General features: G+C 39.5%; 20 protein-coding genes. 16 read left to right on the top strand and 4 right to left on the bottom strand.

Annotation, left to right across the window (positions count from 1 at the left end; all coding sequences use genetic code 11):
* Window positions 1–272 precede the first annotated feature (272 nt).
* From hisS to D7I46_RS07795, 5 genes are all read left to right on the top strand, one after another.
* Window positions 273–1,565, top strand: a complete 1,293-nt coding sequence (gene hisS / locus D7I46_RS07815; protein WP_120772383.1) for a histidine--tRNA ligase — start codon at window positions 273–275, stop codon at window positions 1,563–1,565.
* A 199-nt stretch (window positions 1,566–1,764) separates the two neighbouring features.
* Complete coding sequence (gene aspS / locus D7I46_RS07810) at window positions 1,765–3,534, top strand: aspartate--tRNA ligase (protein WP_120772382.1); 1,770 nt, start codon at window positions 1,765–1,767, stop codon at window positions 3,532–3,534.
* On the top strand, window positions 3,518–4,405 hold the full coding sequence (locus D7I46_RS07805; RefSeq protein WP_162930859.1) for a YitT family protein: 888 nt from the start codon (window positions 3,518–3,520) through the stop codon (window positions 4,403–4,405). The genes aspS and D7I46_RS07805 overlap by 17 nt, the downstream gene beginning before the upstream one ends.
* Before the next feature lie 224 nt (window positions 4,406–4,629).
* Window positions 4,630–5,514 (top strand): YitT family protein, encoded by an 885-nt coding sequence (locus tag D7I46_RS07800; protein ID WP_120772381.1) that lies wholly within the window; start codon window positions 4,630–4,632, stop codon window positions 5,512–5,514.
* Window positions 5,515–5,779: 265 nt separating this feature from the next.
* Window positions 5,780–6,667 (top strand): YitT family protein, encoded by an 888-nt coding sequence (locus D7I46_RS07795; RefSeq protein ID WP_120772380.1) that lies wholly within the window; start codon window positions 5,780–5,782, stop codon window positions 6,665–6,667.
* A gap of 29 nt (window positions 6,668–6,696) precedes the next feature.
* On the opposite strand, the gene D7I46_RS07790 is transcribed toward D7I46_RS07795, so the two are convergent.
* From D7I46_RS07790 to hslO, 4 genes are all read right to left on the bottom strand, one after another.
* A complete protein-coding gene (locus tag D7I46_RS07790; RefSeq protein WP_120772379.1) occupies window positions 6,697–6,927 on the bottom strand; it encodes a hypothetical protein in 231 nt (76 codons plus the stop codon).
* A gap of 90 nt (window positions 6,928–7,017) precedes the next feature.
* Entirely contained in the window at window positions 7,018–8,022 is a 1,005-nt protein-coding gene (gene dusB, locus D7I46_RS07785) for a tRNA dihydrouridine synthase DusB (RefSeq protein ID WP_120773324.1), read from the bottom strand.
* A 186-nt stretch (window positions 8,023–8,208) separates the two neighbouring features.
* The gene (locus tag D7I46_RS07780; protein WP_120772378.1) at window positions 8,209–8,724 is read right to left on the bottom strand and encodes a dihydrofolate reductase family protein; all 516 of its coding nucleotides are present in this window, start codon (window positions 8,722–8,724) and stop codon (window positions 8,209–8,211) included.
* A gap of 250 nt (window positions 8,725–8,974) precedes the next feature.
* Window positions 8,975–9,847 carry an Hsp33 family molecular chaperone HslO gene (gene hslO / locus D7I46_RS07775; RefSeq protein WP_120772377.1) on the bottom strand — a complete coding sequence of 291 codons (873 nt, stop codon included), beginning with the start codon at window positions 9,845–9,847 and terminating at the stop codon, window positions 8,975–8,977.
* A gap of 159 nt (window positions 9,848–10,006) precedes the next feature.
* Between hslO and D7I46_RS07770 the strand changes: the two genes are divergently transcribed.
* From D7I46_RS07770 to rpe, 11 genes are all read left to right on the top strand, one after another.
* Window positions 10,007–10,693, top strand: coding sequence for a hypothetical protein (locus D7I46_RS07770; RefSeq protein ID WP_120772376.1), 687 nt, complete (start codon window positions 10,007–10,009; stop codon window positions 10,691–10,693).
* A 405-nt stretch (window positions 10,694–11,098) separates the two neighbouring features.
* Window positions 11,099–12,391, top strand: a complete 1,293-nt coding sequence (locus tag D7I46_RS07765) for an adenylosuccinate synthase (protein ID WP_120772375.1) — start codon at window positions 11,099–11,101, stop codon at window positions 12,389–12,391.
* 450 nt (window positions 12,392–12,841) lie between these two features.
* On the top strand, window positions 12,842–13,882 hold the full coding sequence (pheS, locus tag D7I46_RS07760) for a phenylalanine--tRNA ligase subunit alpha (RefSeq protein ID WP_120772374.1): 1,041 nt from the start codon (window positions 12,842–12,844) through the stop codon (window positions 13,880–13,882).
* A 3-nt stretch (window positions 13,883–13,885) separates the two neighbouring features.
* Window positions 13,886–14,983 (top strand): hypothetical protein, encoded by a 1,098-nt coding sequence (locus D7I46_RS07755; protein ID WP_120772373.1) that lies wholly within the window; start codon window positions 13,886–13,888, stop codon window positions 14,981–14,983.
* A gap of 1 nt (window position 14,984) precedes the next feature.
* The gene (gene pheT / locus D7I46_RS07750; RefSeq protein WP_120772372.1) at window positions 14,985–17,384 is read left to right on the top strand and encodes a phenylalanine--tRNA ligase subunit beta; all 2,400 of its coding nucleotides are present in this window, start codon (window positions 14,985–14,987) and stop codon (window positions 17,382–17,384) included.
* A 244-nt stretch (window positions 17,385–17,628) separates the two neighbouring features.
* The gene (locus D7I46_RS07745; RefSeq protein WP_205570835.1) at window positions 17,629–18,897 is read left to right on the top strand and encodes an MFS transporter; all 1,269 of its coding nucleotides are present in this window, start codon (window positions 17,629–17,631) and stop codon (window positions 18,895–18,897) included.
* 178 nt (window positions 18,898–19,075) lie between these two features.
* Complete coding sequence (locus D7I46_RS07740) at window positions 19,076–20,131, top strand: 3D domain-containing protein (RefSeq protein ID WP_120772370.1); 1,056 nt, start codon at window positions 19,076–19,078, stop codon at window positions 20,129–20,131.
* A gap of 236 nt (window positions 20,132–20,367) precedes the next feature.
* Complete coding sequence (gene rsgA / locus D7I46_RS07735; protein WP_120772369.1) at window positions 20,368–21,249, top strand: ribosome small subunit-dependent GTPase A; 882 nt, start codon at window positions 20,368–20,370, stop codon at window positions 21,247–21,249.
* Window positions 21,221–21,439 carry a hypothetical protein gene (locus D7I46_RS07730; RefSeq protein ID WP_120772368.1) on the top strand — a complete coding sequence of 73 codons (219 nt, stop codon included), beginning with the start codon at window positions 21,221–21,223 and terminating at the stop codon, window positions 21,437–21,439. Before rsgA ends, D7I46_RS07730 begins: the two co-directional genes overlap by 29 nt.
* Entirely contained in the window at window positions 21,436–21,726 is a 291-nt protein-coding gene (locus tag D7I46_RS07725) for a hypothetical protein (RefSeq protein ID WP_120772367.1), read from the top strand. The genes D7I46_RS07730 and D7I46_RS07725 overlap by 4 nt, the downstream gene beginning before the upstream one ends.
* Window positions 21,716–22,384, top strand: a complete 669-nt coding sequence (gene rpe, locus D7I46_RS07720; RefSeq protein ID WP_120772366.1) for a ribulose-phosphate 3-epimerase — start codon at window positions 21,716–21,718, stop codon at window positions 22,382–22,384. The genes D7I46_RS07725 and rpe overlap by 11 nt, the downstream gene beginning before the upstream one ends.
* The last annotated feature ends 9 nt before the right edge of the window (window positions 22,385–22,393 follow it).

Here is a 22,393-nt window from a genome sequence, read left to right as displayed (position 1 = left end):
GTTCTTATAACAGTCCGATTCGAATAATGTCAATCTTTCCCTAGACGAACTAATAAATATTGCATTTTTTATACTAATTCACCTTCAATTCTATCTGGTAGAGTTGGTAGAGGGACCGCAGATATACTGCCTTTGGTTCTTTGTAAGCAGTCGTTTTAGAGCGAATGTATAACGTGCGAAGGAGGTGGGGGACCTCATCATAACTCTGATTTCAAAGTTAGTCTAGGATATCCTAACAAAAAATAATTTTTCATCATCTTGAAAGGAAAAAAATGAAACTTCAAAAACCCAAAGGAACAGCGGATATTCTTCCAGCTGAGTCTGCCAAATGGCAATATATTGAGGAAATCGCTCGTGCTGTATTTAATGACTATAATTTCAGAGAAATCCGCACGCCAATGTTTGAAAGTTACGAACTTTTCAGTCGTGCCACAGGTGAAACCAGCGATATTGTTACAAAAGAGATGTATGACTTTTATGATAAGGGAGACCGCCATATCGCGCTCAGACCAGAAGGAACTGCTGGAGCAGTTCGTGCATACATTGAGAATAAGCTCTATGCTCCTGAAATCATCAAGCCTGTCAAAATTTGGTATGAAGAACCAATGTTTCGATATGAACGTCCGCAATCAGGACGTTTGCGACAATTTCATCAATTTGGTGTGGAATGTTTAGGAGTTAAAAATCCAGCTATTGATGTTGAAATCATTGCTATGGCAGATAGTTTTTTCCGTCAATTAGGTCTTACAGGCATTACCCTATCGCTCAATTCGCTCGGAGACATGGAAAGTAGAAAAGCATATCGGAAAGCTCTGATTGACTATCTGACGCCCTTTGAAGCACAACTTTCAGAAGATAGTCGTCGTAGACTCCAAGAAAATCCCCTTCGTGTGTTGGATAGCAAAGAGCCAGAAGATATTGATATTGTGAAAGAAGCGCCATCAATTTTGGACTATCTCAACGAAACATCAAAGAATTATTTTGAAGAAGTCAAGCGCCTCCTTGAAACTTTAAATATCAATTATACTATTGACTCTAATATGGTTCGTGGTCTTGATTATTATAACGATACAATTTTCGAGTTTATTGTTAACTTTGAAGGCAAAGATTTGACCGTTTGTGGCGGAGGTCGTTACGATGGATTAGTCGAATATTTTGATGGACCAGCTACACCAGCCTTTGGGTTTGGTCTAGGGATTGAGCGGTTACTTTTAGTTGCTGAAAAACAAGAAATTGAATTTATACCCGAAGAAAATCTTGATGTTTTCATTGCAGTGATGGGGGACAAAGCAAATTTTGAAGCCACTAAGCTGACTGAATCGCTACGAGAACAAGCTTTCAAAGTAGAACGTGATTTTTCAAACAGGAAACTTGGCGCTCAATTTAAAACAGCAGAAAAGCTAGGAGCAGAGCTCATTATTACTGTCGGAGAAGACGAGGTTCGTACAGGTAATGTTAAAATTAAACATAATCAGACCCGCAAAGAAGTATCAACAACGCTCAAAGAAATTTATGAATCATTTGCACCAGTATTTGAAGAAATCTATGCAGATATAGAGAACTAAAAAAGTAAAAAATGAAGTCAAGACGAAATTCGAAGCTTAGTGCTGTTTTATCGCCTACCTAAGAGGTGGGGATATTAGCACGCACTTGCTTTGATAAATTTTCAAAATACTAGAAAGAAGGAAGCAGGATTTTCCTAGAACCTGATGAGAATAAAGTGTTGCTATTTTTTCGGGTTAGATAGGGAAATTCACATCTTATATGAAACGTACGAATTACGCAGGGAATATCACAGAAAAATATTTGAATCAAGAAGTTACCGTTAAAGGTTGGGTAGCAAAACGTCGTAATCTTGGAGGTCTGATTTTCATTGATTTACGTGACCGCGAAGGAATCGTCCAAATTGTAATTAATCCAGAAACAGCATATCCTGAAGTTGCACAAGCTGCAGACAGAGTACGAAATGAATTTGTTCTTGAGGTTACAGGTAAAGTCGTTGAACGTGCTAGTAAAAACGAGAAAATTAAAACGGGAGGAATTGAGATTGAAGCAACAACAATTGAAATTCTTTCAGCATCAAAAACAACACCTTTTGAAATCAAAGACGGTGTTGAAGTTCTTGATGATACACGCTTGAAATACCGTTATCTTGATTTACGTCGTCCAGAAATGTTGGCAAATATCACAATGCGCCATGGAACAACACGAGCAATTCGCTCTTACCTTGATGGCGAAGGATTTATTGATGTTGAAACACCTTTTCTTAATAAATCTACACCAGAAGGGGCGCGTGACTATTTAGTGCCAAGTCGTGTGAATAAGGGAGAATTTTATGCGCTACCACAATCTCCACAACTCATGAAACAACTGCTTATGACAGCTGGACTTGACCGCTACTATCAAATTGTCAAATGTTTTCGCGATGAAGACTTGCGTGGCGATCGTCAACCGGAATTTACTCAGGTCGATTTAGAAACATCATTTTTATCAGAGGAAGAAATCCAAGAACTCACCGAAGGATTGATTGCCAAAGTCATGAAAGAAGTGAAAGAGATTGATGTAACACTACCTTTTCCACGAATGAAATATGATGATGCCATGAACTTCTACGGTTCAGATAAACCAGATACACGTTTTGAGCTTTTGCTTCAAGACTTGACTGAACTTGCACATACTGTAGATTTCAAAGTTTTCACTGAAGCACAAGCGATCAAAGCGATTGTTGTAAAAAATGCGGCGGATAAATATTCGCGTAAAGCGATTGATAAGCTTACAGAGCAAGCAAAGCAAAATGGTGCAAAAGGTCTGGCTTGGGTTAAGTTTGAAAATGGTGAATTAGCAGGTTCTGTTGCGAAATTTCTAGCCGATAAGACAGCAGAATTTCAAACAGAACTTCAACTTGAAAATAATGACTTGGTTCTCTTTGTAGCTGATACACTTGAAGTTGCAAATGCGGCACTGGGAGCGCTTCGACTTACTGTTGGAAAGCAACAAGGTTTGATAGATTTCCGAAAATTTAACTTCCTGTGGGTTATTGATTGGCCGATGTTTGAGTGGTCAGAAGAGGAAGAACGCTATATGTCTGCTCATCATCCATTTACATTACCAACCAAAGAAACACAAGCATTTTTGTCAGCTGATGGTCACAGCAAAGTCTCAGAACTAAGCAAAGTACGGGCTCATGCTTATGACATCGTACTTAATGGCTACGAGCTTGGTGGTGGCTCATTGCGTATTAATACGCGCGAGCTCCAAGAAGAAATGCTCAAAGCACTTGGTTTTAATTTAGCGGATGCAAATGAACAGTTTGGTTTCTTACTTGAAGCATTAGACTATGGCTTCCCTCCACATGGTGGTTTAGCGCTTGGTCTTGACCGTTTTGTCATGCTATTAGCTGGTAAAGACAATATTCGTGAGGTCATTGCCTTTCCTAAAAATAACAAAGCAACCGACCCGATGACGCAAGCACCAAGTGTGGTTGCAGAAAAACAACTGGAAGAATTGAGTATTAAACTTGCAAACAATAATTAAAGTCTTAAAGTCAATTGGACTGGAGAAATTAGTCAATAAGTTTTCTGCGGCAGTAGTTTATGGAGTGTTTTCTTCTTTCGCATTGAACTTTTTCTACCAGCCTGGACACGTCTATGCTTCTGGTGCCACAGGGGTGGCTCAGGTTGTATCTGAGTTAGTTACTCGATTGGTTGGACATGATATTCTACCTATTTCTGTAACGCTCTTTCTTGTAAATGTGCCGTTAATTATGCTCGCATGGCGAGGAATCGGTAAACAATTTACCGTTTATACTTTGATTACAGTTTTTATGAGCTCTGTGTTTATCCATTTTATACCAGTGACCTCGTTAACAAACGACCCAGTCATCAATGCTGTTTTTGGTGGTGCTATCATGGGATTTGGAGTAGGGAATGCGATGAAGGCTGGTATTTCAAGTGGAGGAACGGATATCGTTAGTCTTTATGTTCGGAAAAAAACGGGGCGTACGGTAGGAACTTTGTCTTTTATCGTGAATGGTATTGTTGTCTTTGTGGCGGGGATCCTGTTTGGTTGGGAATATATGCTTTATTCTATCATTGCTATATTTGTCAGTTCACGTGTCCAAGATGCGATTTTTACACGACAAAAACGATTGCAAGTGATGATAGTTACACAGAATCCTGATTTGCTCATGCATAAGCTATTTGAGCGTTTCAATCATGGTGTGACGATTTTGAATAATACTGAGGGAGGATATACTCATGAAAAACGGACAGTATTATTAACTGTGATTACAATGTATGAGTATCAAGATTTCAAATCTATCATTGGAAGGTATGATCCAAAAGCTTTTGTTTCAATCTCGGAAAATGTTCGGGTATTAGGAAACTTTACTGAAGTCAGTGATTAATAACTAAACAAATAAAGAAAGGGAGAAAGTCCGAGTCTGAGCTTTCTCCCCTTCTTATATCTTTTTTAATAAAAAAATGTCATCAAAAGATTTATGAAAATTAATCTCAAAATATGGTGAGATAAAGAAATAAGGTAAAAATACCTGATTTTATTAGAGGCTAAAGTGAAAGTTTAAGAAAATCTTTTATAATAGGCTCTGTTATATCTTAAAGGAGGAATTACATGAGGAATTTAGCAAGAGTACATTTTTTATATCTTCTTGCCATTACTCTGGGTACAGGGATTTACGCATTTGGATTTGTAGCGTTTAATATGGCTAATCATCTTGCACAAGGGGGAATTGCAGGGCTTTCTTTGATTGGATATGCACTTTTGCATATTGATCCATCTTATACACAGCTTATTTTGAATATCCCGCTTTTGATTTTGGGCTATCAATTTTTGGGACGTCGGACTTTTATTTACACGATATGGGGAATTTTAAGTTTAGCTATCTGGATTTGGATTTTTCAGCGAGTAGACTTTTCCATTAATATTGACCACGATAATTTGATTGCAGCGTTATTGGCTGGTATATTTGCAGGTACAGGGATTGGAATTGTTTTTCGATTTGGTGGAACTACTGGAGGGGCGGATATTATTGCGAAATTATTCCAGATTAAAAAAGGTGTTCCTGTTGGTAGAATTCTTTTTATGTTTGATTCCGCTGTTTTGGCTCTTTCGTTGAGTTATATCAATCTTCAACAGATGATGTATACGTTAATTGCGAGTTTTCTCGCGATGCAAGTGGTTAATATTATTCAAAGTGGTGGATACACGGTTCGTGGAATGTTGATTATCACTAATAAACATACTGAGGTGGCAAAGGCAATTATTGAGGAAATTGGGCGTAGTGCGACTTATCTTCATGGTGAAGGGGCGTATTCAGGAAATTCAAAAGAGGTCTTATATGTTGTCTTAAATCCAGGGGAGATTCAGGAAGTAAAAGAGGTATTATCTATTGTTGACCCTAATGCTTTTACTTCAATTATTAATGTGCATGAAGTGATTGGAGACTTTGCTCCTAAGCAGGGGAGATTTAAAGAAATTAAAAAGTCAAAGAAGTGATAGATAGGGATGTTGATTTTGTCATTAAGAAATCTATATCATGTTAAATAAAAAAACCGAAACAAGTAAAATTTCTTTCGGTTTTTTTGTTTTAATGGGCTTCGATGAGTGATGATTGAGTCAATAATAGGGGGTTCATGGGAAGGTAAAAAATATTAGTATAGACTATTTCAAAGTTTGACCAAATTCCAAATTTTAAGTACAATAGTGATAAAGACCTTGCCCTTTTGGCAGGGATATTTTGTGAAATTTTTGGGGGATTTATATGAAAAATTTAGCAAGAGTACATTTCTTGCATATTGTTGCAATTGCATTGGGAACAGCAATTTATGCTTTTGGGTTTGTTGAGTTCAATATGGCTAATCATCTTGCCGAGGGCGGTGTGGCTGGTCTTTCGCTGATTGGACATGCCTTGTTTCATATTGATCCTTCTTATACACAATTGATTTTAAATATTCCGCTTTTGATTGTTGGTTACCGCTTTTTGGGTCGTCGGACTTTTATTTATACGATTTGGGGAATTTTGAGTCTTTCAATTTGGATGTGGATTTTCCAACGGGTTGATTTTTCGGTTAATGTTGGTCATGATAATCTGATTGCGGCGCTATTAGCGGGTGTATTTGCTGGTATTGGAATCGGTTTTGTTTTCCGATTTGGCGGGACGACTGGTGGTGCTGATATTGTGGCGAAGTTGCTTCAGATTAAGCGTGGTGTTGCAGTCGGGAAAACATTTTTTGCTTTTGATGCTTGCGTTATGCTTTTGTCACTTAGTTATATTAATCTGAATCATATGATGTATACTTTGATTGCGAGTTTTGTTGCTGCACAAGTGCTTAATGTTGTGCAAAGTGGTGGTTATACGGTTCGTGGAATGTTGATTATAACGAGTAAACATCGGGAGATGGCAAAGGAGATTATTGAAGAAACGGGTCGTGGGGCGACTTATCTTCATGGTGAGGGAGCTTACTCTGGACACTCAAAAGAGATTTTGTATGTTGTTTTGAATCCAGGTGAGATTCAAGAGGTAAAACAGATTTTATCTATTATTGACCCTAATGCTTTTACTTCAATTATCAATGTACATGAGGTTATTGGAGATTTTACCTACCCACGCAGTAGATTTAAAGAGGTGAAAAAGATTAATAAAAAATAGCTCATAGGAGCTATTTTTTATTATGATATTTATCTTGAAAGACGATCGGCTTCGAGTTGTCCCACAGATTTGACTCCTTCAACTTGGAAGCTATCAGCATTGACCCCTGTTTTAATCGCTTCTAGCTGTTTAATCGTCTTATCCAATTGAATTAAGTTTTGCATATTGTAATCAAAGGTATAATTGCTAATTTCACGCTTTGCTTTTTTCAAATGAATAACGGCTTTTTCAATTTCTTCGGTAGCTCTAGTTGTACGCATGAGAAAACCCTTTCTTTTTTTGGAATTGTATAAACATTTCTAGCTCTATTATAAACAAAAAATCTGGAAATTTCCAGATTCATCTCTATTTTATTTTACATGATTAACGAAAGCGTCAAGGATTTGAATAATCTCCTCTTGGGATTCGGCTTGATTGACGGCGACTTTTACTTTGGCGGCACGCGGTGCCCCTTTGAGGTAGTAGGCGGCGTGTTGGCGAAATTCGCGTGAGGCGAGATTGTTGCCTTTTAGTTCGACGAGACGGGCGAGATGGAGCTTGGCGATTTCTATTTTTTCTTCTACGCTTGGCTCTGGGAGCAATTCTCCTGTGCGAAGATAATGCTCGGTGCGGTGCAGTACCCAGGGATTTCCAAGTGCAGCGCGTCCCATCATTACAGCGGTTACGCCTGTTTCGTCAATCATGCGCTTGGCATCTTCGGGCGAGTGGACATCGCCGTTTCCGATGACTGGGATATTAACATTTTCAGTTAATTTTTTGAGCCAGTGCCAATTTTCTTGAGCGTTGCCAGTGTAAGCTTGGGCTTTGGTTCTCGCGTGCATGGCTACCGCGGCAGCGCCACCTGCTTCAATCGCCTTGGCATTTTCCACGGCAAAGAGGTGGTCATTGTCCCAGCCGATACGGATTTTGACCGTGAGTGGTTTTGAGATGGCGGAACTGACGGCTTTGACAACGTCATACACTTTGTCGGGGTCGAGTAGAAGCCTAGAGCCTGCTTCATTTTTTGTAACTTTCGGCACGGGGCAGCCCATGTTAATGTCAATGATGTCCGCGACAGTATTGGCTTCAACGAACTTTGCGGCTTCAACGAGCGTATCAATCTCGCCGCCAAAGATTTGCATGGAGAGGGGGTGCGGCACACCCTCGAAGTCCATCATTTCAAGTGTTTTTTTGTTGCGGTGCTCAATGCCCTTGTCGGAAATCATCTCGGTCACGACAAGTCCTGCACCAAATTCTTTCGCTGTTTTGAGAAAAGCTTTGTTATTAATTCCCGCCATTGGGGCAAGTACGATTTTATTTTTTATCTCGATGTCGCGGATTTTCCACGACTCGTTGTAGATTTTGTCCATTTCCATAGAGACTATTATATCAGGATATGACGGAAATCGCCAAGAAGTGATACAAAATAGAAAAATGTGGTTCTGCACATTGTGCAGGTCTCATTTTATCTTTTTGTTTAGCTTCTGATTTCCGTCATTCGACTACCGTTTTCATTGTATTTCACAAGCTTTTGAGGATTGAAAATCACTGACAGAAGGCTATCAGTGATTATTTTTTACTAAATAATGGAGTTCAATGAATTGTCCATAAGTTTTACTGCTGACAAGTTGAAGTTGCTCTGCGTAATTTCCTGTGGGAAATAGGGGAATGCCAGCTCCCAAAAGGACTGGCGCAATCGTCACTTGAAGCTCGTCAATGAGATGATGTTCGAGGAAAAGTTTGATAATTTCGCCGCCGCCGATGACCCAGATGTTGTCAGCACTTTCTGTCAGTTCTGACAGAATTTTTTCATCAGTAAATTTGATGCTGTCAGTATTTGGAAGTTGCTGACGGGTCATCACGTAGCAAGTTTTGCCCGTGTAAGCCCATTCGTTCGGCTGTTCGCGCAGGAGCCAGTCGTAAGTTTTCTTGCCCATCACAACGGTGTCAATCGTTTCATAAAAAGCACCGTAGCCATTGTCTCCCTCTCCCTCGACATCGAATAGCCACTGAAGGCTGTCGTCCAGCGTTGCGATGTAGCCGTCAAGTGTGGTTGCGATAAAAAGTTTTACAGTCATTGGTTGGTGTCCGTTTCATTTGAGTAGTGATTTCACTCAGCTTTTAATCACTGAAATTTCCTGTCTGCTCTTCTTACTGAAAATTTGCTGACGGTCATTTTTGGTCAGTATGCTGACAGCTTGCCGACGGGTCTTTGTGCTTCAGCGCTTGCTATTGCGACTAGGTGCTTTAACACCGTAGCGAGCATGGACAGCGGAGCGAAGCGCAGTAGAATTCTCGGACAGAATGACCTTGTAAGGTTGTAGCTTGTCAGTTGCCTAAAATCAGGTTGTTCAACTCATTTTCATCAAATTCATACTTTCTCTCGCAAAATTGGCAGACGACCTCAGCGCCGTGGTCTTCTTCAATCATCTCGGTAATGGCCTGTGCCCCAATCGATTTGATGCCTTGACGGAAGCGCTCTTTGTTGCAGTCGCAGTCAAATTTGAGGGGTGATTCTTCAAGAATGGTAAAAGGTATATTGCCATAAATCGCTGACAACATAGCTGTCAGTGGCTCATCGCCCGTCAGTAAGCTTGAAATAGAAGGCATTGTTTTGATATTATGCTCCATTTCGCTGATTTCTTCGTCCGTTGCATCTGGCAATGCTTGCAACATGAAACCGCCAGCGATCCTGACTGTATCAGCATTTTCGTCAAGCAAAACATTCAAACCGACAGAAGATGGTGTTTGTTCAGAAGATAGAAAATACCAAGCCAAATCCTCACCGATTTCGCCGGTGATGAGGTCAACTTGCCCACTGTAAGGCTGTTTCAACCCCATGTCCTTAATCACGACAAAAAATCCATTTCCGACAAAAGGTGCGACCAGCACTTCGCCTGTGGAAATTTTTTTGTAGTCTAAATCTTTATTTTGTACGTAGCCTTTGACCTGCCCTTTGCTGTCTGCATTAGCAATAATTGCGCCCATCGCGCCGTCACCCAGCACCTTAACCGTGATTTTTGCATCGCCTTTTTCATTTGCGCCCAAGATTTGCGCCGCAATCAACGTTCGTCCCAGCGCCACAGTTGACGAAGGCATTGTATTGTGGCGCACTTGTGCCTCGCGCACTGTGTCGGTAGAATCCAAAACAAAAGCGCGAAAATGTCCATTTTTTGAGATTGATTTAATGATTTTGTCCATGAATTAATTATAACAAAAAGTACGGAATCTAAACTTCGAAAATTGCAAAATTTCGATAAGAAATATTGCAAGCAATTTTTAAAAATAATATAATGAAATAAAATTGAAAGTACAGGTACTTGTCTTACACGAGAAACAAGTCAATCTGTGGGATAAGAAATGAAAAAACAAATCTGTGAGCAGTGTGGTGGCAATGAGTTCATTGAGATAGAAAATGGTGTTGAGTGTGCGTTTTGTCATACTCAATATATTGATTCAGCGCTCGAAGAAGCGAATAAAATAAAGCAGATTAAAATTGATGAGAAAACCTCCGAAACAGCTCAAGAAGAGAAAGTATATAAATTTAAGACAAAATTTTGGACGATAAATATTATTTTATTCTCGATTGCCTTACTTGTCTTTTTTGTGATTGCAATTGTTGGAGCTCTAAAAAATCCTAACAATTCCGAAATCAACGCTTTTTCAAAAAGTAGCAGCAGCTCGTATGGACCATATGGTTCTCCTACTGCATCAAGCAGAGATAAATATGAGTTTGCAGCAAATCATCTTTCAGAGATTCCAGGTTGGACAAATCATCTTTTTTATTCAATTCACTGTGCAACCGAAACAAAAGATGGAGCAGATGGGAAAATGACGTATACAGGAGGAACATTGTACTCAACTTTAGCAGCTGCACTTCCAGCACCGACTCAGATTTATAGCACGGTAGATGATGAAGGGCAAAACGTTCTTAATGCGGTTTGGAGAACGCCGGCTACTTCCAAGAATAATGTTGAAATTGATATTCAATATAATCAGAAATCAGGTCAAATTGTGAATTGGAATTTTGCAGGTTACAAAAATTAGCTATTTCCAAACATTTAACCAGAATTACGTATTTTCTTTTCACTTTTTGCTAAAATCAGCATCAAAGTTTGATAAAATAAAAGTAAGTGCGACAGGAGCTTTCACAGCAGAATTGAGTCCGCCCTTCTTGAAGTCAGTGAAAAATGATAAAATGGAACCTGTGCTATGCACAGACCTCCGTGGCTTTGCCACTACGCTGTCCGTTTGATTGCCATTTAGCGCCTTACAGCCAATGGATAGCTAAAGCGGCAAGAGCAAAAGGCAACCACATTTTCCTATTTTTCATGACTTTAAAGCAGTCGGGCTCACATCTTATGAAAATGCCAGCCATATCTACCTCGCGAGGCAAAATTGCGACGCAAAGGCGGTGGAGCGTGCAAATTTTAATGAAAAGGACATTAAAAAATGCCATCAGTAGTAGTTGTCGGAACGCAATGGGGAGACGAGGGAAAAGGTAAAATTACCGATTTTTTGAGTTCAAATGCCGAAGTCATCGCTCGATATCAAGGAGGAGACAATGCAGGTCATACTATTGTTATCGACGGTAAGAAGTTCAAACTACATCTGATTCCGTCAGGAATCTTTTTCCCAGAAAAAATCTCGGTGATTGGTAACGGTGTTGTTGTCAATCCAAAATCGCTCGTTGAAGAGATTGCTTATCTCGCTGAAAATGGTGTTTCAGCTGATAGTTTGCGAATTTCAGATCGGGCGCACGTGATTTTGCCTTATCACAAAAAACTTGATTTTCTTCAAGAAGAAGCCAAAGGCGATAAAAAAATCGGTACAACCATCAAAGGAATTGGCCCAGCTTACATGGACAAAGCAGCGCGTGTCGGGATTCGGATTGCGGACTTGCTTGATAAGGAAATTTTTGAAGAACGCTTACGCATCAATCTTGAAGCCAAAAATCGCGAATTTATTAAAATGTATGACTCGGAAGCACTTGAATTTGATGACATCTTTGAAGAATACTACGAATATGGTCAACAACTCAAAAAATATGTGACCGATACATCAGTGATCTTGAATGATGCTTTAGATGCAGGCAAACGTGTGCTTTTTGAAGGCGCGCAAGGTGTCATGCTTGATATTGACCAAGGCACTTATCCATTTGTAACCTCATCAAATCCTGTTGCAGGCGGTGTCACGATTGGCTCAGGTGTTGGTCCAAGCAAGATTTCCAAAGTCGTCGGTGTCTGCAAAGCCTATACTTCACGTGTTGGCGATGGTCCGTTTCCTACTGAACTTTTTGACGAAGTCGGTCATCAAATTCGTGAAGTCGGTCACGAATATGGCACGACAACTGGTCGTCCTCGACGTGTAGGCTGGTTTGACTCAGTGGTTATGCGCCATGCCAAGCGTGTGTCGGGACTGACCAACCTCAGTTTGAATTCTATTGATGTCTTGTCAGGACTTGATACAGTGAAAATCTGTGTCGCTTACGAACGAAGCAATGGCGAACGCATCACGCATTATCCAGCTTCACTCAAAGAACTCGCAGATTGCAAACCGATTTATGAAGAATTGCCAGGCTGGTCTGAGGACATCACCTCTGTAAGAACACTCGAGGAACTTCCAGAAGCAGCTCGCAACTATGTGCGCCGTGTCGGAGAGTTGGTTGGCGTGCGCATTTCGACATTTTCTGTTGGACCAGGACGTGAACAAACTAACGTTTTAGAGTCTGTATGGGGTGTTTAAGTCATCTAAACATTGAAAAATAAGGCTGTCAGTACTGACAGCTTTTAATAATCATGAAAATTGCGTTAAATTCTTAAAAAGATTTGACAAATTGGTGTAAAGTGATAAAATAAAAATAATCACGTAAGAAGAGTAAGTTGTAGGTAGAGTTTGAGGGAATTATGGTCACCGACTGAGAGCCATAGTACAAAACGGCAGCTGAAGTTCACCTTGCGTAAAGTTTCGTTTTTAAGTGAGAGATAGTCTTGAACCTTTGCTTGCTAAACGGACAAATTAAATAAGCTAATTAAGTGATAAAATAGGATGGTACCGCGGTTTTCGCTCCTTTGGAGAATGAAATCGTGGTATTTTTTTATTTATTAATAGAAAGGATAACAAAACTGACCTGCTCTTCTCAATAACTTGATGGTTATTTGCAGAGAAGTAGTAGCTATATTTTGTATGTTAAACATGGATTTAAAAGAAAAAATTGAGGAACTGCGCGCACGCACGCTGACAGAACTTCTGTCAGTAACTGATGAAAAAACACTGGTCAATCTGCGGACGGTTATGCTGGGTAAAAAAGGTGAATTGACTGAAATTCTCAAAGGGATGAAGGATTTGACGAATGACGAGCGCCCTGTGATAGGTAGCTTGGCTAACGCTTTTCGTGATGAATTTGGTACAAAGTTTGAAGCGAAGAAAGCTGAAATTGAGCAAGTTGCGATGAATGCAGCATTGGGAGCTGAAACGCTTGATGTGACTTTACCGGGATGTAAGCAAAGAAGAGGCACGCGCCACATTCTCACGCAGACACAAGAGGAAATCGAAGAAATTTTCCTCGGCATGGGCTACGAAATCGTGGACGGCTACGAAGTTGAAACGGACCACTATAATTTCGAGCGCATGAATTTGCCCAAAGACCACCCTGCACGCGATATGCAGGATACTTTTTACATCACGAGCGAAACGTTATTGCGCACACACACCTCGCCGATGCAGGCAAGGACAATGGATGCGCACGACTTCAGCAAGGGCGGATTGCGCATGATTGCGCCTGGGCGTGTTTACCGCCGCGACACCGATGATGCGACGCACAGCCACCAATTTCATCAAATTGAGGGGCTTGTCGTGGATAAAAACATCACTATGGCTGACCTCAAAGGCACGCTTGATCTCGTGATGAAAAAAATGTTTGGTCAAGACCGCGAACTTCGCTGGCGGCCGAGTTATTTCCCATTCACTGAGCCATCGGTTGAGGTCGATATTTCTTGCTTCAAGTGCGGCGGAAAAGGCTGCAACGTCTGCAAACACACCGGCTGGATTGAAATTCTTGGCGCTGGTATGGTTCACCCAAATGTGCTGGAAATGTCGGGGCTTGATGCTAACCTATACAGCGGCTTTGCTTTTGGACTGGGGCAAGAACGCATCGCCATGCTGAGGTACGGGATTAATGATATTCGTGGATTTTATCAGGGGGATTTAAGGTTTTTGGAGCAGTTTGGGAAGTGAAAGATGGATTTAGAAGAACAATTTTTTCAGCTTGAAAAACTAGATAATTTCTCTGCGGTTCCAGCTATTTCGAAAACTGAAATAACAGATCCGTTAATTTTAAGCAAAATTAATAATTTACTTGTTACTACTGGGAAAAATATCCAAGCTATCGAACATTCTAAAGTAATGGCTCAGCAGAATCAAAAATTACTGAAAGATGTTTATCGAGTGACAATTCCAAAAGGAACAGAACTTCTAACTAAAAATTCAGGGCAAACAACGGGTTTATTAGTTAAAGAAGGTACACGGAATAGTATAAAAGGATTTGCTAATTTAGAAAAAATCAATCTTACAGAACTTGCATCAGGAATAAATCCTGCAACTGCTGCTTTTGAAGTTGCAAGTATGGTTACAGCTCAACACTACATGGCGGAGATTGAAACAGAGTTAAAAGCAATAAATGGAAAATTAGACGCGTTGGTTAATCTTCAAAAAAATGATATTGTAGGAAATTTGAAGTCAATTTCTCAAGAAGTTGAAAATCTTTCTAAGTACTCATCAGAAAATATTTTAGATAAAGATACTCGGAATATAAAACGCAAGTCAATCGAAGATTTTCGGGTTCAAGTGAATAAAGAATTTCAAAAATCGAATGACTTTTTGAATCAAAATGTTGAATTTCTAAATTCAGAAGATTTGAAAATTAAAGAAGAACATATTGCTGATTTTCAATTCTGGACTCAAATTCAAACATTCTCACTTAATTTATTGGAAGAGTTGGCAAAACTAGAGTTTCAGTATAGTTCAAAAAATTCAAATGCAAGAAAGCAGGCTTTTAGTATTTATGAAAAAAATATTGAGAAAGCTCAAAATATCATAAAACAGATAGAAGCCTACAGCATTTATCATTCAGGTATTAAATCTATCCAATCTAAGTTAAGTGGTTGGGGACAGAAAAAAATTGATGAGAAGATTAATTTTCCCATTCGAAGCTTACAAAATATCAAATACATGAAATTTGATAGCGAAAAACTTATAGCTTTGGAAAGTAATTCAGTTGAATTAATTTTAGAAGATGGCAAGGTTTATTACTTGCCGGAAAAAATAGAGGAAAAATAAAATGCAAGTATCATACAAATGGTTAAAACAATTGCTGCCAGACCTGACGGCGACAGCAAAAGAGCTAGAGCAAAAAATGTCCACGACGGGCATTGAGGTCGAGGGCGTGACAACACCCGCTGAGGGCTTGTCAAAGCTCGTGGTCGGCGAAATTTTGTCGTCGGAGGACATTCCTGAAACGCACCTGCACATCACGAAGGTGAACGTTGGTGAAGACGAACCGCTGCAAATCGTCTGCGGTGCGCCAAATGTGCGCGTGGGCATGAAGACAATTACAGCCTTGGTTGGTGCGCGGATTGTTGATAATATCAAAATCAAAAAAGGCAAAATTCGTGGTTTCGAGAGCCAAGGAATGCTTTGTGCGCTTGACGAAATCGGTATTGATGAAAAAATCAACCCAATGAAACACGAAGAGGGGATTTTTGAAATGCCAGCGGACAGCAAGGTTGGCGACAGCATTTTCCCTTATCTGGATATGGACGATGAGATTATTGAGCTATCCATCACGCCAAACCGCGCAGACGCGCTGTCTATGCACGGTGCAGCTTGGGAAGTGGGTGCTATTTACGGCTTACCGGTCAATCTCGAAAAACGTGAACTGATAGAAAATCCGTCAGTACTGACCGCTGACAAGGTTGCGGTCATTGTCGAAACCGATAAAGTGCCAACTTATAAGATTCGGGTCATCGAAAATGTCAAGATTGATAAAAGTCCACAATGGCTACAAAATCGCCTGATGAATGTAGGTGTGAAGCCGATTAACAACGTGGTTGATGTGACGAATTATGTCCTCATGCTGTTTGGACAACCGCTACACAGCTTTGATTTTGATAAGTTTGGTAGCAATGAAATCCTCGTTCGTCAGGCAGCTGACGGCGAAAAAATCATGACACTTGACCATATCGAGCGTGAATTAGCTACTGACGACATTGTCATAACGAGCAATGGTGCTCCTGTTGCACTTGGTGGCGTTATGGGAGGTGCTGACAGTGAAATTACTGACGAAACGACGACGGTTGCGCTTGAAGCCGCGCTTTTTGACGGTACATCAATCCGTAAAACTTCACAAAAATTTGCACTTCGTTCTGAGGCCAGTTCTCGTTTTGAAAAGGGCATTAACGAAGGCACGGTGCGCACTGCGCTTGACTTTGCGGCTAGTCTGATTGTTGAGTTGGCAGGAGGGCAGGTCTCGTCTGGTGTGGTTGAAAGTAACGACTATCAGCCTGCTCTTCCGAAAGTTTCGATTACGCTCAGTCGTGTCAATGCTGCACTTGGAACAGCATTATCACTTGATGAAGTCAAAAAAATCTTCGTTCAACTTGGTTTTTCTGTAGAAATTGCTGGCGAAACTTTCACTTGCGAAATTCCATCACGACGCTGGGACATCAGTATTGAAGCCGATTTGGTCGAAGAAGTGGCGCGGATTTACGGCTATGATAAGTTACCAAGCACTTTGCCAGTATCGCAAAATGCAGGTGAGCTGACCGCCATGCAAAAATTCCGTCGCAAGGTTCGCACGATTGTTGAAGCGGCAGGGCTTGACGAAGTGATTGGATATTCACTTGTAACTCCTGAAAAAGCCACAGAATTTGTGGGCGAAATTGATACAACAAATCTAATGATGCCAATGACTGAAGACCGTATGACGCTCCGTGTCAACATGATTCCCGGTTTGCTTGACATCATTAACTACAATCAAAATCGTAAAAATGCAGATGTCGCCATTTACGAGATTGGAAATATTTTCTTGCCAAGTACAGCTGAGGATGGTCGTCCAACTGAAGTACCTAATTTGGCATTCGCCATTTCTGGAAATGTAGTAGATAAAACTTATGCTCAAGTTCCTGTTCCTGTAGACTTTTACTATGTCAAAGGCATTGTTGAAAATGTGCTTGAAAGTTATCAAAATGTATCTTTTGTCCCATTTTCTGAAAATTCCGCAATGCATCCAGGACGTACTGCTCTTGTCAAAATTGGTGAACGTGTGATTGGCTTTGTTGGTGAAATTCATCCAGCAATTGCTAAAAAGTATGATATTGCTGAAACTTATGTCGCTGGTCTTGACTTGCAAGTTATGCTTGAAGAGTTACCAGCGCAAACAATCTTTGCTGATATTCCAAAAGTACAGGCTGTCAAACGCGATATTGCGCTGTTGATTGACGTAGAGAAAACTCATGCTGACATCATTTCTGTCATTACTGACAGCCGTGTTAAAACGCTTATGGGTGCTGAGTTATTTGACATCTATCAAGGTGAAAAATTACCACTAGGCAAGAAATCGATGGCGTATAGCTTGATTTTTCAACCAGCTGATAGTAGCATGACGGATGAAGAAATTGCGGCAGCAGTCAATAAAATTACTAAAAATTTAGTTGAAAAACTAAATGTTGAAATTCGTTAAAATCAAAAGTTACTGACAAAATCCTGTCAGTAACTTTTTCTATTCTCAAAACAATGCCAGCGCGAATTTTGAGTCTGTCAGCAAATTTGATATAATGAAAACGATATCAGTTATTATAATTATGAAAAACGTTAGATTTATTAGGAAAGTAATCTCTATCCCATATTGAGAATATATAATAAAAGCTGAATCAAAGAAAGGAAATTCTTCTGATAAATTTTACAGGAGATTTATAAACGTTATGATAAACACTCAAGCTCCACCGCATTGGCGACGGAACTTTTATTTATTCCTATCGGGTCAATTGCTCTCTGGCATCACATCAATGGTTGTGCAGTATGCAATTATTTGGTATCTTGCAGAGCGAACAGGATCAGCTTCGATTTTGAGTTTTGCGACAATTGCTGGCATGGTACCAATGGTTATCTTCAGTCCTTTTGTTGGACCATTAATTGATAAATGGAGTAAAAAAACAGTGCTGATTAGTTCAGATGCTGTTGTTGCTTTTCTTGCTATTATACTTTCTGCAGTAGCGCTAATCCGTGGAGAATTTCCTATTGTTCTCGTTTTCATTGTGATTACTATGCGGGCATTAGCACAGACTTTTCAGATGCCAACTGTGCAATCGGTGATGCCGACAATGGTTCCAACAGATGAATTGACTCGTGTGAATGGTCAATTTGGCATGATGCAATCACTCATTTTCATTGTATCACCAGCACTAGGGGCATTTCTGTACTCTATTGTTTCAATGCAATGGTTAATCTTAACTGATGTCATTGGTTTTGTTATTGGTGCAGGTTTGTTGCTATTAGTGAAGTTGCCTACTGTCTCTTCAACAGGAGAGAAAGTTAGTCTTTGGAAAGATACTAAAGAAGGATTTACACAGCTTCATTCAAATCGTGGAATGTGGTGGATAGCCTTAATAGGTGCTTTATTCATGCTGCTTTTTATGCCAGGAATGAGTATGTATCCTCTAATCACAATCCAATATTTTGGTGGAACGATTGGAGATGCGGGTGTGATTGAAGTAGTTTATTCAAGTTTCATGCTTCTAGGAGGTTTGTTCATAGGAATATTCGGAAAAAACAAAAACAGAATATTGCCAATGATTATCTCGCTAATACTTATCGGAGTAGTGATAGGACTTGGAGGACTTTTACCAGCTAATCGGACAGGTTTTTATATTTTTGTAGTCCTTAATGCTATTGCTGGGATTGCAACTCCATTTTTTAGTTCTCTACAGATGGCAATGATACAACAAAGCTTTGAGGCAGAGTATTTGGGACGAGTGATGGGGATGATAAATGCGCTGACAAGCCTTGCGGGACCAGTAGGCTTAATATTTGCAGGACCACTGGCAGAAGGAATCGGTGTTGAAAAAGTATTGTTAATCAGCGGTAGCGGAGGAATTATCTGTGGAAGTCTACTTCTACTCTTTCCGCTAACTAGACAATATGATAAAAATTTACAAAAAAGAATAAAGTTACTGACAGAAAAAAATAATTACTGACCAAATTTTGTCAGTAATTATTTTCTAAATTTAAACAAAAATATTAATGAAAATTTGCTTACAAAAAGAAAGAACGCTTCCTAAAAAGTATGTTTCTGTATCTTCTGATTTGTTTAATTAACATTTGTAATGATTATGAAATAAAAAACGGGCGGTGATGTGTTAGAATAGATGAAGTATGAAGAAGCTAATTTCTAAAAAAGTAAAGCAAGTTGGAGTATTTGCAGGTGTGTTGCTGATGGTCTCATCAGGACTTCCTGTAGGAGCTGATAGCACTCAAAATGAAGTGAATCAGCAAATTCAAACATTCCAAACTCAGCTAAATGCAGAGCTTACACAAGTAAATGACCTTTACAGTAAAGCTCAGTCATCACAACAAAAAGTTCAGCAAACTCAAGGTAAGATTGACGATTTGCAATCTGGAATTGCCCAAACACAAGATGATGTAGCAAGCCTAAAAGAAGTGATTGCTCATCAAATGCGTGCGATGCAATCCAATGGTGGGATGACGATGTCAGTGATTGATGTGATTGCATCATCAAAAAATCTCTCAGATATGGTTATGCGTCTAACAAGCTTGAATGCCGTAATGACAGCAGAATCCAACCAGGCAAAAGCTTTGGTTGAAAAAGAGAATACTCTAAGAAGTATGAAAACAAGTTTGGAAGCAACTCAAGTAAAATTAGTTCAAGATCAGAAAAATTATCAAGAACAAGTGACAGATTTGCAAGGCGATATCTCGACATTGAAAGATAAAATTGCATCAAATCAAAAATTATTGAGTACAATGCAAGCAAAAGCAGCAGCTGAACAAAAAGCTCATGATGAAGCTCTAGCAAAATCTATAGCTGAAGCACAGCAAGCTCAAACGCAAACGAGTGTGTCTTCTAGTTCAACAAATAACACATCAAATTCAGGTTCAAACTCAAACCCTCCAAAACCGGTTATCCCACCGACAAGCTCAGGTCGCACAATAAATGTTCAAGCGACAGCTTATGCTCTAAATGGAATTACAGCAATGGGAATTGACTTGAGTAAGAACCCAATGTGTATTGCCGTTGACCCAAGTGTTATTCCGTTGGGTTCAATGGTAGAGGTTCCTGGCTACGGAGTTGCAATTGCAGGAGATACAGGTGGAGCTATTGTAGGAAATATTATTGATGTTCATTTCCCAACAAATGCTCAAGCAATTGCATGGGGACGTCAAAATCTTCAAATTACAGTCTTGAGCTGATTTTGGTAAGAATCAAAAATTCATTAATTCATCTCTAGAAATGAAGTCAAGACTTATTCAGTGGGAATTTCAACTCACCACTGAATTTAGTCGGACGAAATTCAAAGCTTAGTGCTGCTTTATCTCTGACCTAAGAGGTCGGAGTATTAGCACGCACTTGTTTTGATAAAATGGTATTACAGACTAAAAAATAATAAAAGGCTTACAGTTAAGCCTTTTTTTGTTATAATGAGAATATGATAAAAAATGGACGTATTGTCAAATCTTTAGCAGGTTTTTACGATGTTGCGGTGGGAGATAAGGTTTATCAAACACGTGCACGAGGAAACTTTCGTAAAAAAGGAATGAAACCTGTCGTTGGAGATTTTGTGGATTTTTCTGCTGAGAAAAATTCGGAAGGTTATATCCTTAATATACATGAACGAAAAAATAGTCTGGTTCGTCCGTCAATTGCAAATATTGACCAAGCAGTAGTTATTATGTCAACAGTCAATCCTGACTTTAGTCTGAACTTGTTGGACCGCTTTTTAGTTTTTTTAGAACACAAAAATATACACCCTCTTATTTATATTTCAAAGTTAGATTTAATCACAGAGCAATCAGAATATGAAAAATTTAGGACAAATTATGAGGGGATTGGCTATGAGATATTCTTTGATGCAGAGTATTTGGTTAAAGTCCTTCATGACAAAGTGACTGTTTTTATGGGACAGACGGGTGCTGGTAAGACAACTTTACTTAACAAGATTGCACCAGAAATGGAGCTTGCAACAGGTGAAACCTCAGAGAAACTTGGGCGTGGACGACACACAACACGACATGTTGAGTTTTTTGAAGTTGCAAACGGCTTGATTGCTGATACACCAGGGTTTTCAAGCCTTGATTACGAGGTGGACAACCAACCAGATTTGAATGCTGCGTTTCCAGAGATTTTGAGAATAAGTCACAATTGTAAATTTCGAGAATGCACACATACACACGAGCCAGAGTGTGCCGTAAAAGAAGCATTGGAACATCAAGAGATTTTAAAAAGTCGATATGAAAATTATTTGCAATTATTAAACGAAATCAATAAAACGAGGGAAACTTATGCAAAAAGACGGAAAAAACAAGTTTAAAGATAACATTTGGTTTAGACAAGGCGTGCTCATTTTCCTAATTTTGGTATGGGTAGTAGCCATTTTGTTTAGAAATCAGATGAGTATGGGGATTAGAATCATCGTGATGGTTGTTCTTTTAGCATTCTCAATAGCTACAGTTTATTGGATTAATCGGGCATTTTTTGGGATTGGAAAGAAGAAAAAGTGAAAGAAAAATCAAAAAAGATAGCCATTTTTTTCTTGGGTATAGCTGTTGTCGCACAGATTGTTGCCACTTTGTTTTTGAGAAGTGGAACAGGATACATGATGATGCTTATTTTGACATTACTTGGGATTTGTTTTGCAATCTGGTTTGGTGTGCGCTCTTTAACCGCTGTGACAAAGCCTCGGGAGTCAGGTTCTGCTTCTACCATTATTCAGGAAGAAACAGCGCATGACAAATGGCTCAAGGAAAACTTAGAAGAAAATAAGGAAAATGATAGAAATGAATTTTAAAAATAAAATTGCACCATCAATTTTGTCAGCAGATTTTGGATATTTTGTTCGAGATGTTAAACGTATTGAGGCAGCAGGTGCGGAAGTTGTTCATATTGATGTGATGGATGGACATTTTGTGGATAATCTGACGTTTGGTTCAGGAGTTGTAGCAGCTTTACGTCCACAAACTGATTTATTTTTAGATGTTCACATGATGGTCGAAAATCCTGAGACATATGTTGAGGAGTTTGCAGTAGCAGGTGCGGATAGCATGAGTATTCATGTTGAAGCGACTCACCACATTCATGGTGCACTGCAAAAAATTAAAGCAGCTGGGATGCAAGCGTCAGTGGTCATCAATCCCGGTACATCAGTAGAAACAATAAAACCAGTATTATCAATGGTTGACATGGTACTCGTCATGACAGTTAATCCAGGATTTGGTGGACAAAAATTTATCCCTGAAATGATGGATAAAGTGCGTGAACTCAGTCAGATTCGTAAAGAAAAAAATCTAAATTTTGAAATCGAAGTAGATGGCGGCATCACAGATAAAACGATTGAACAAGCTAAAAATGCGGGTGCTAACGTATTTGTCGCTGGTTCTTATGTCTTTAATGGTAATGTTGAGGAAAATATTGCCAAATTAAAGGAAAGATTAATGACAAAGATTTAAGGAGAAAAT

The organism is Lactococcus allomyrinae, assembly GCF_003627095.1.
Lineage (GTDB): Bacteria > Bacillota > Bacilli > Lactobacillales > Streptococcaceae > Lactococcus > Lactococcus allomyrinae.
Note: the sequence above shows the minus strand (reverse complement) of the source record. Positions and strands in the feature narration are given on the sequence as shown.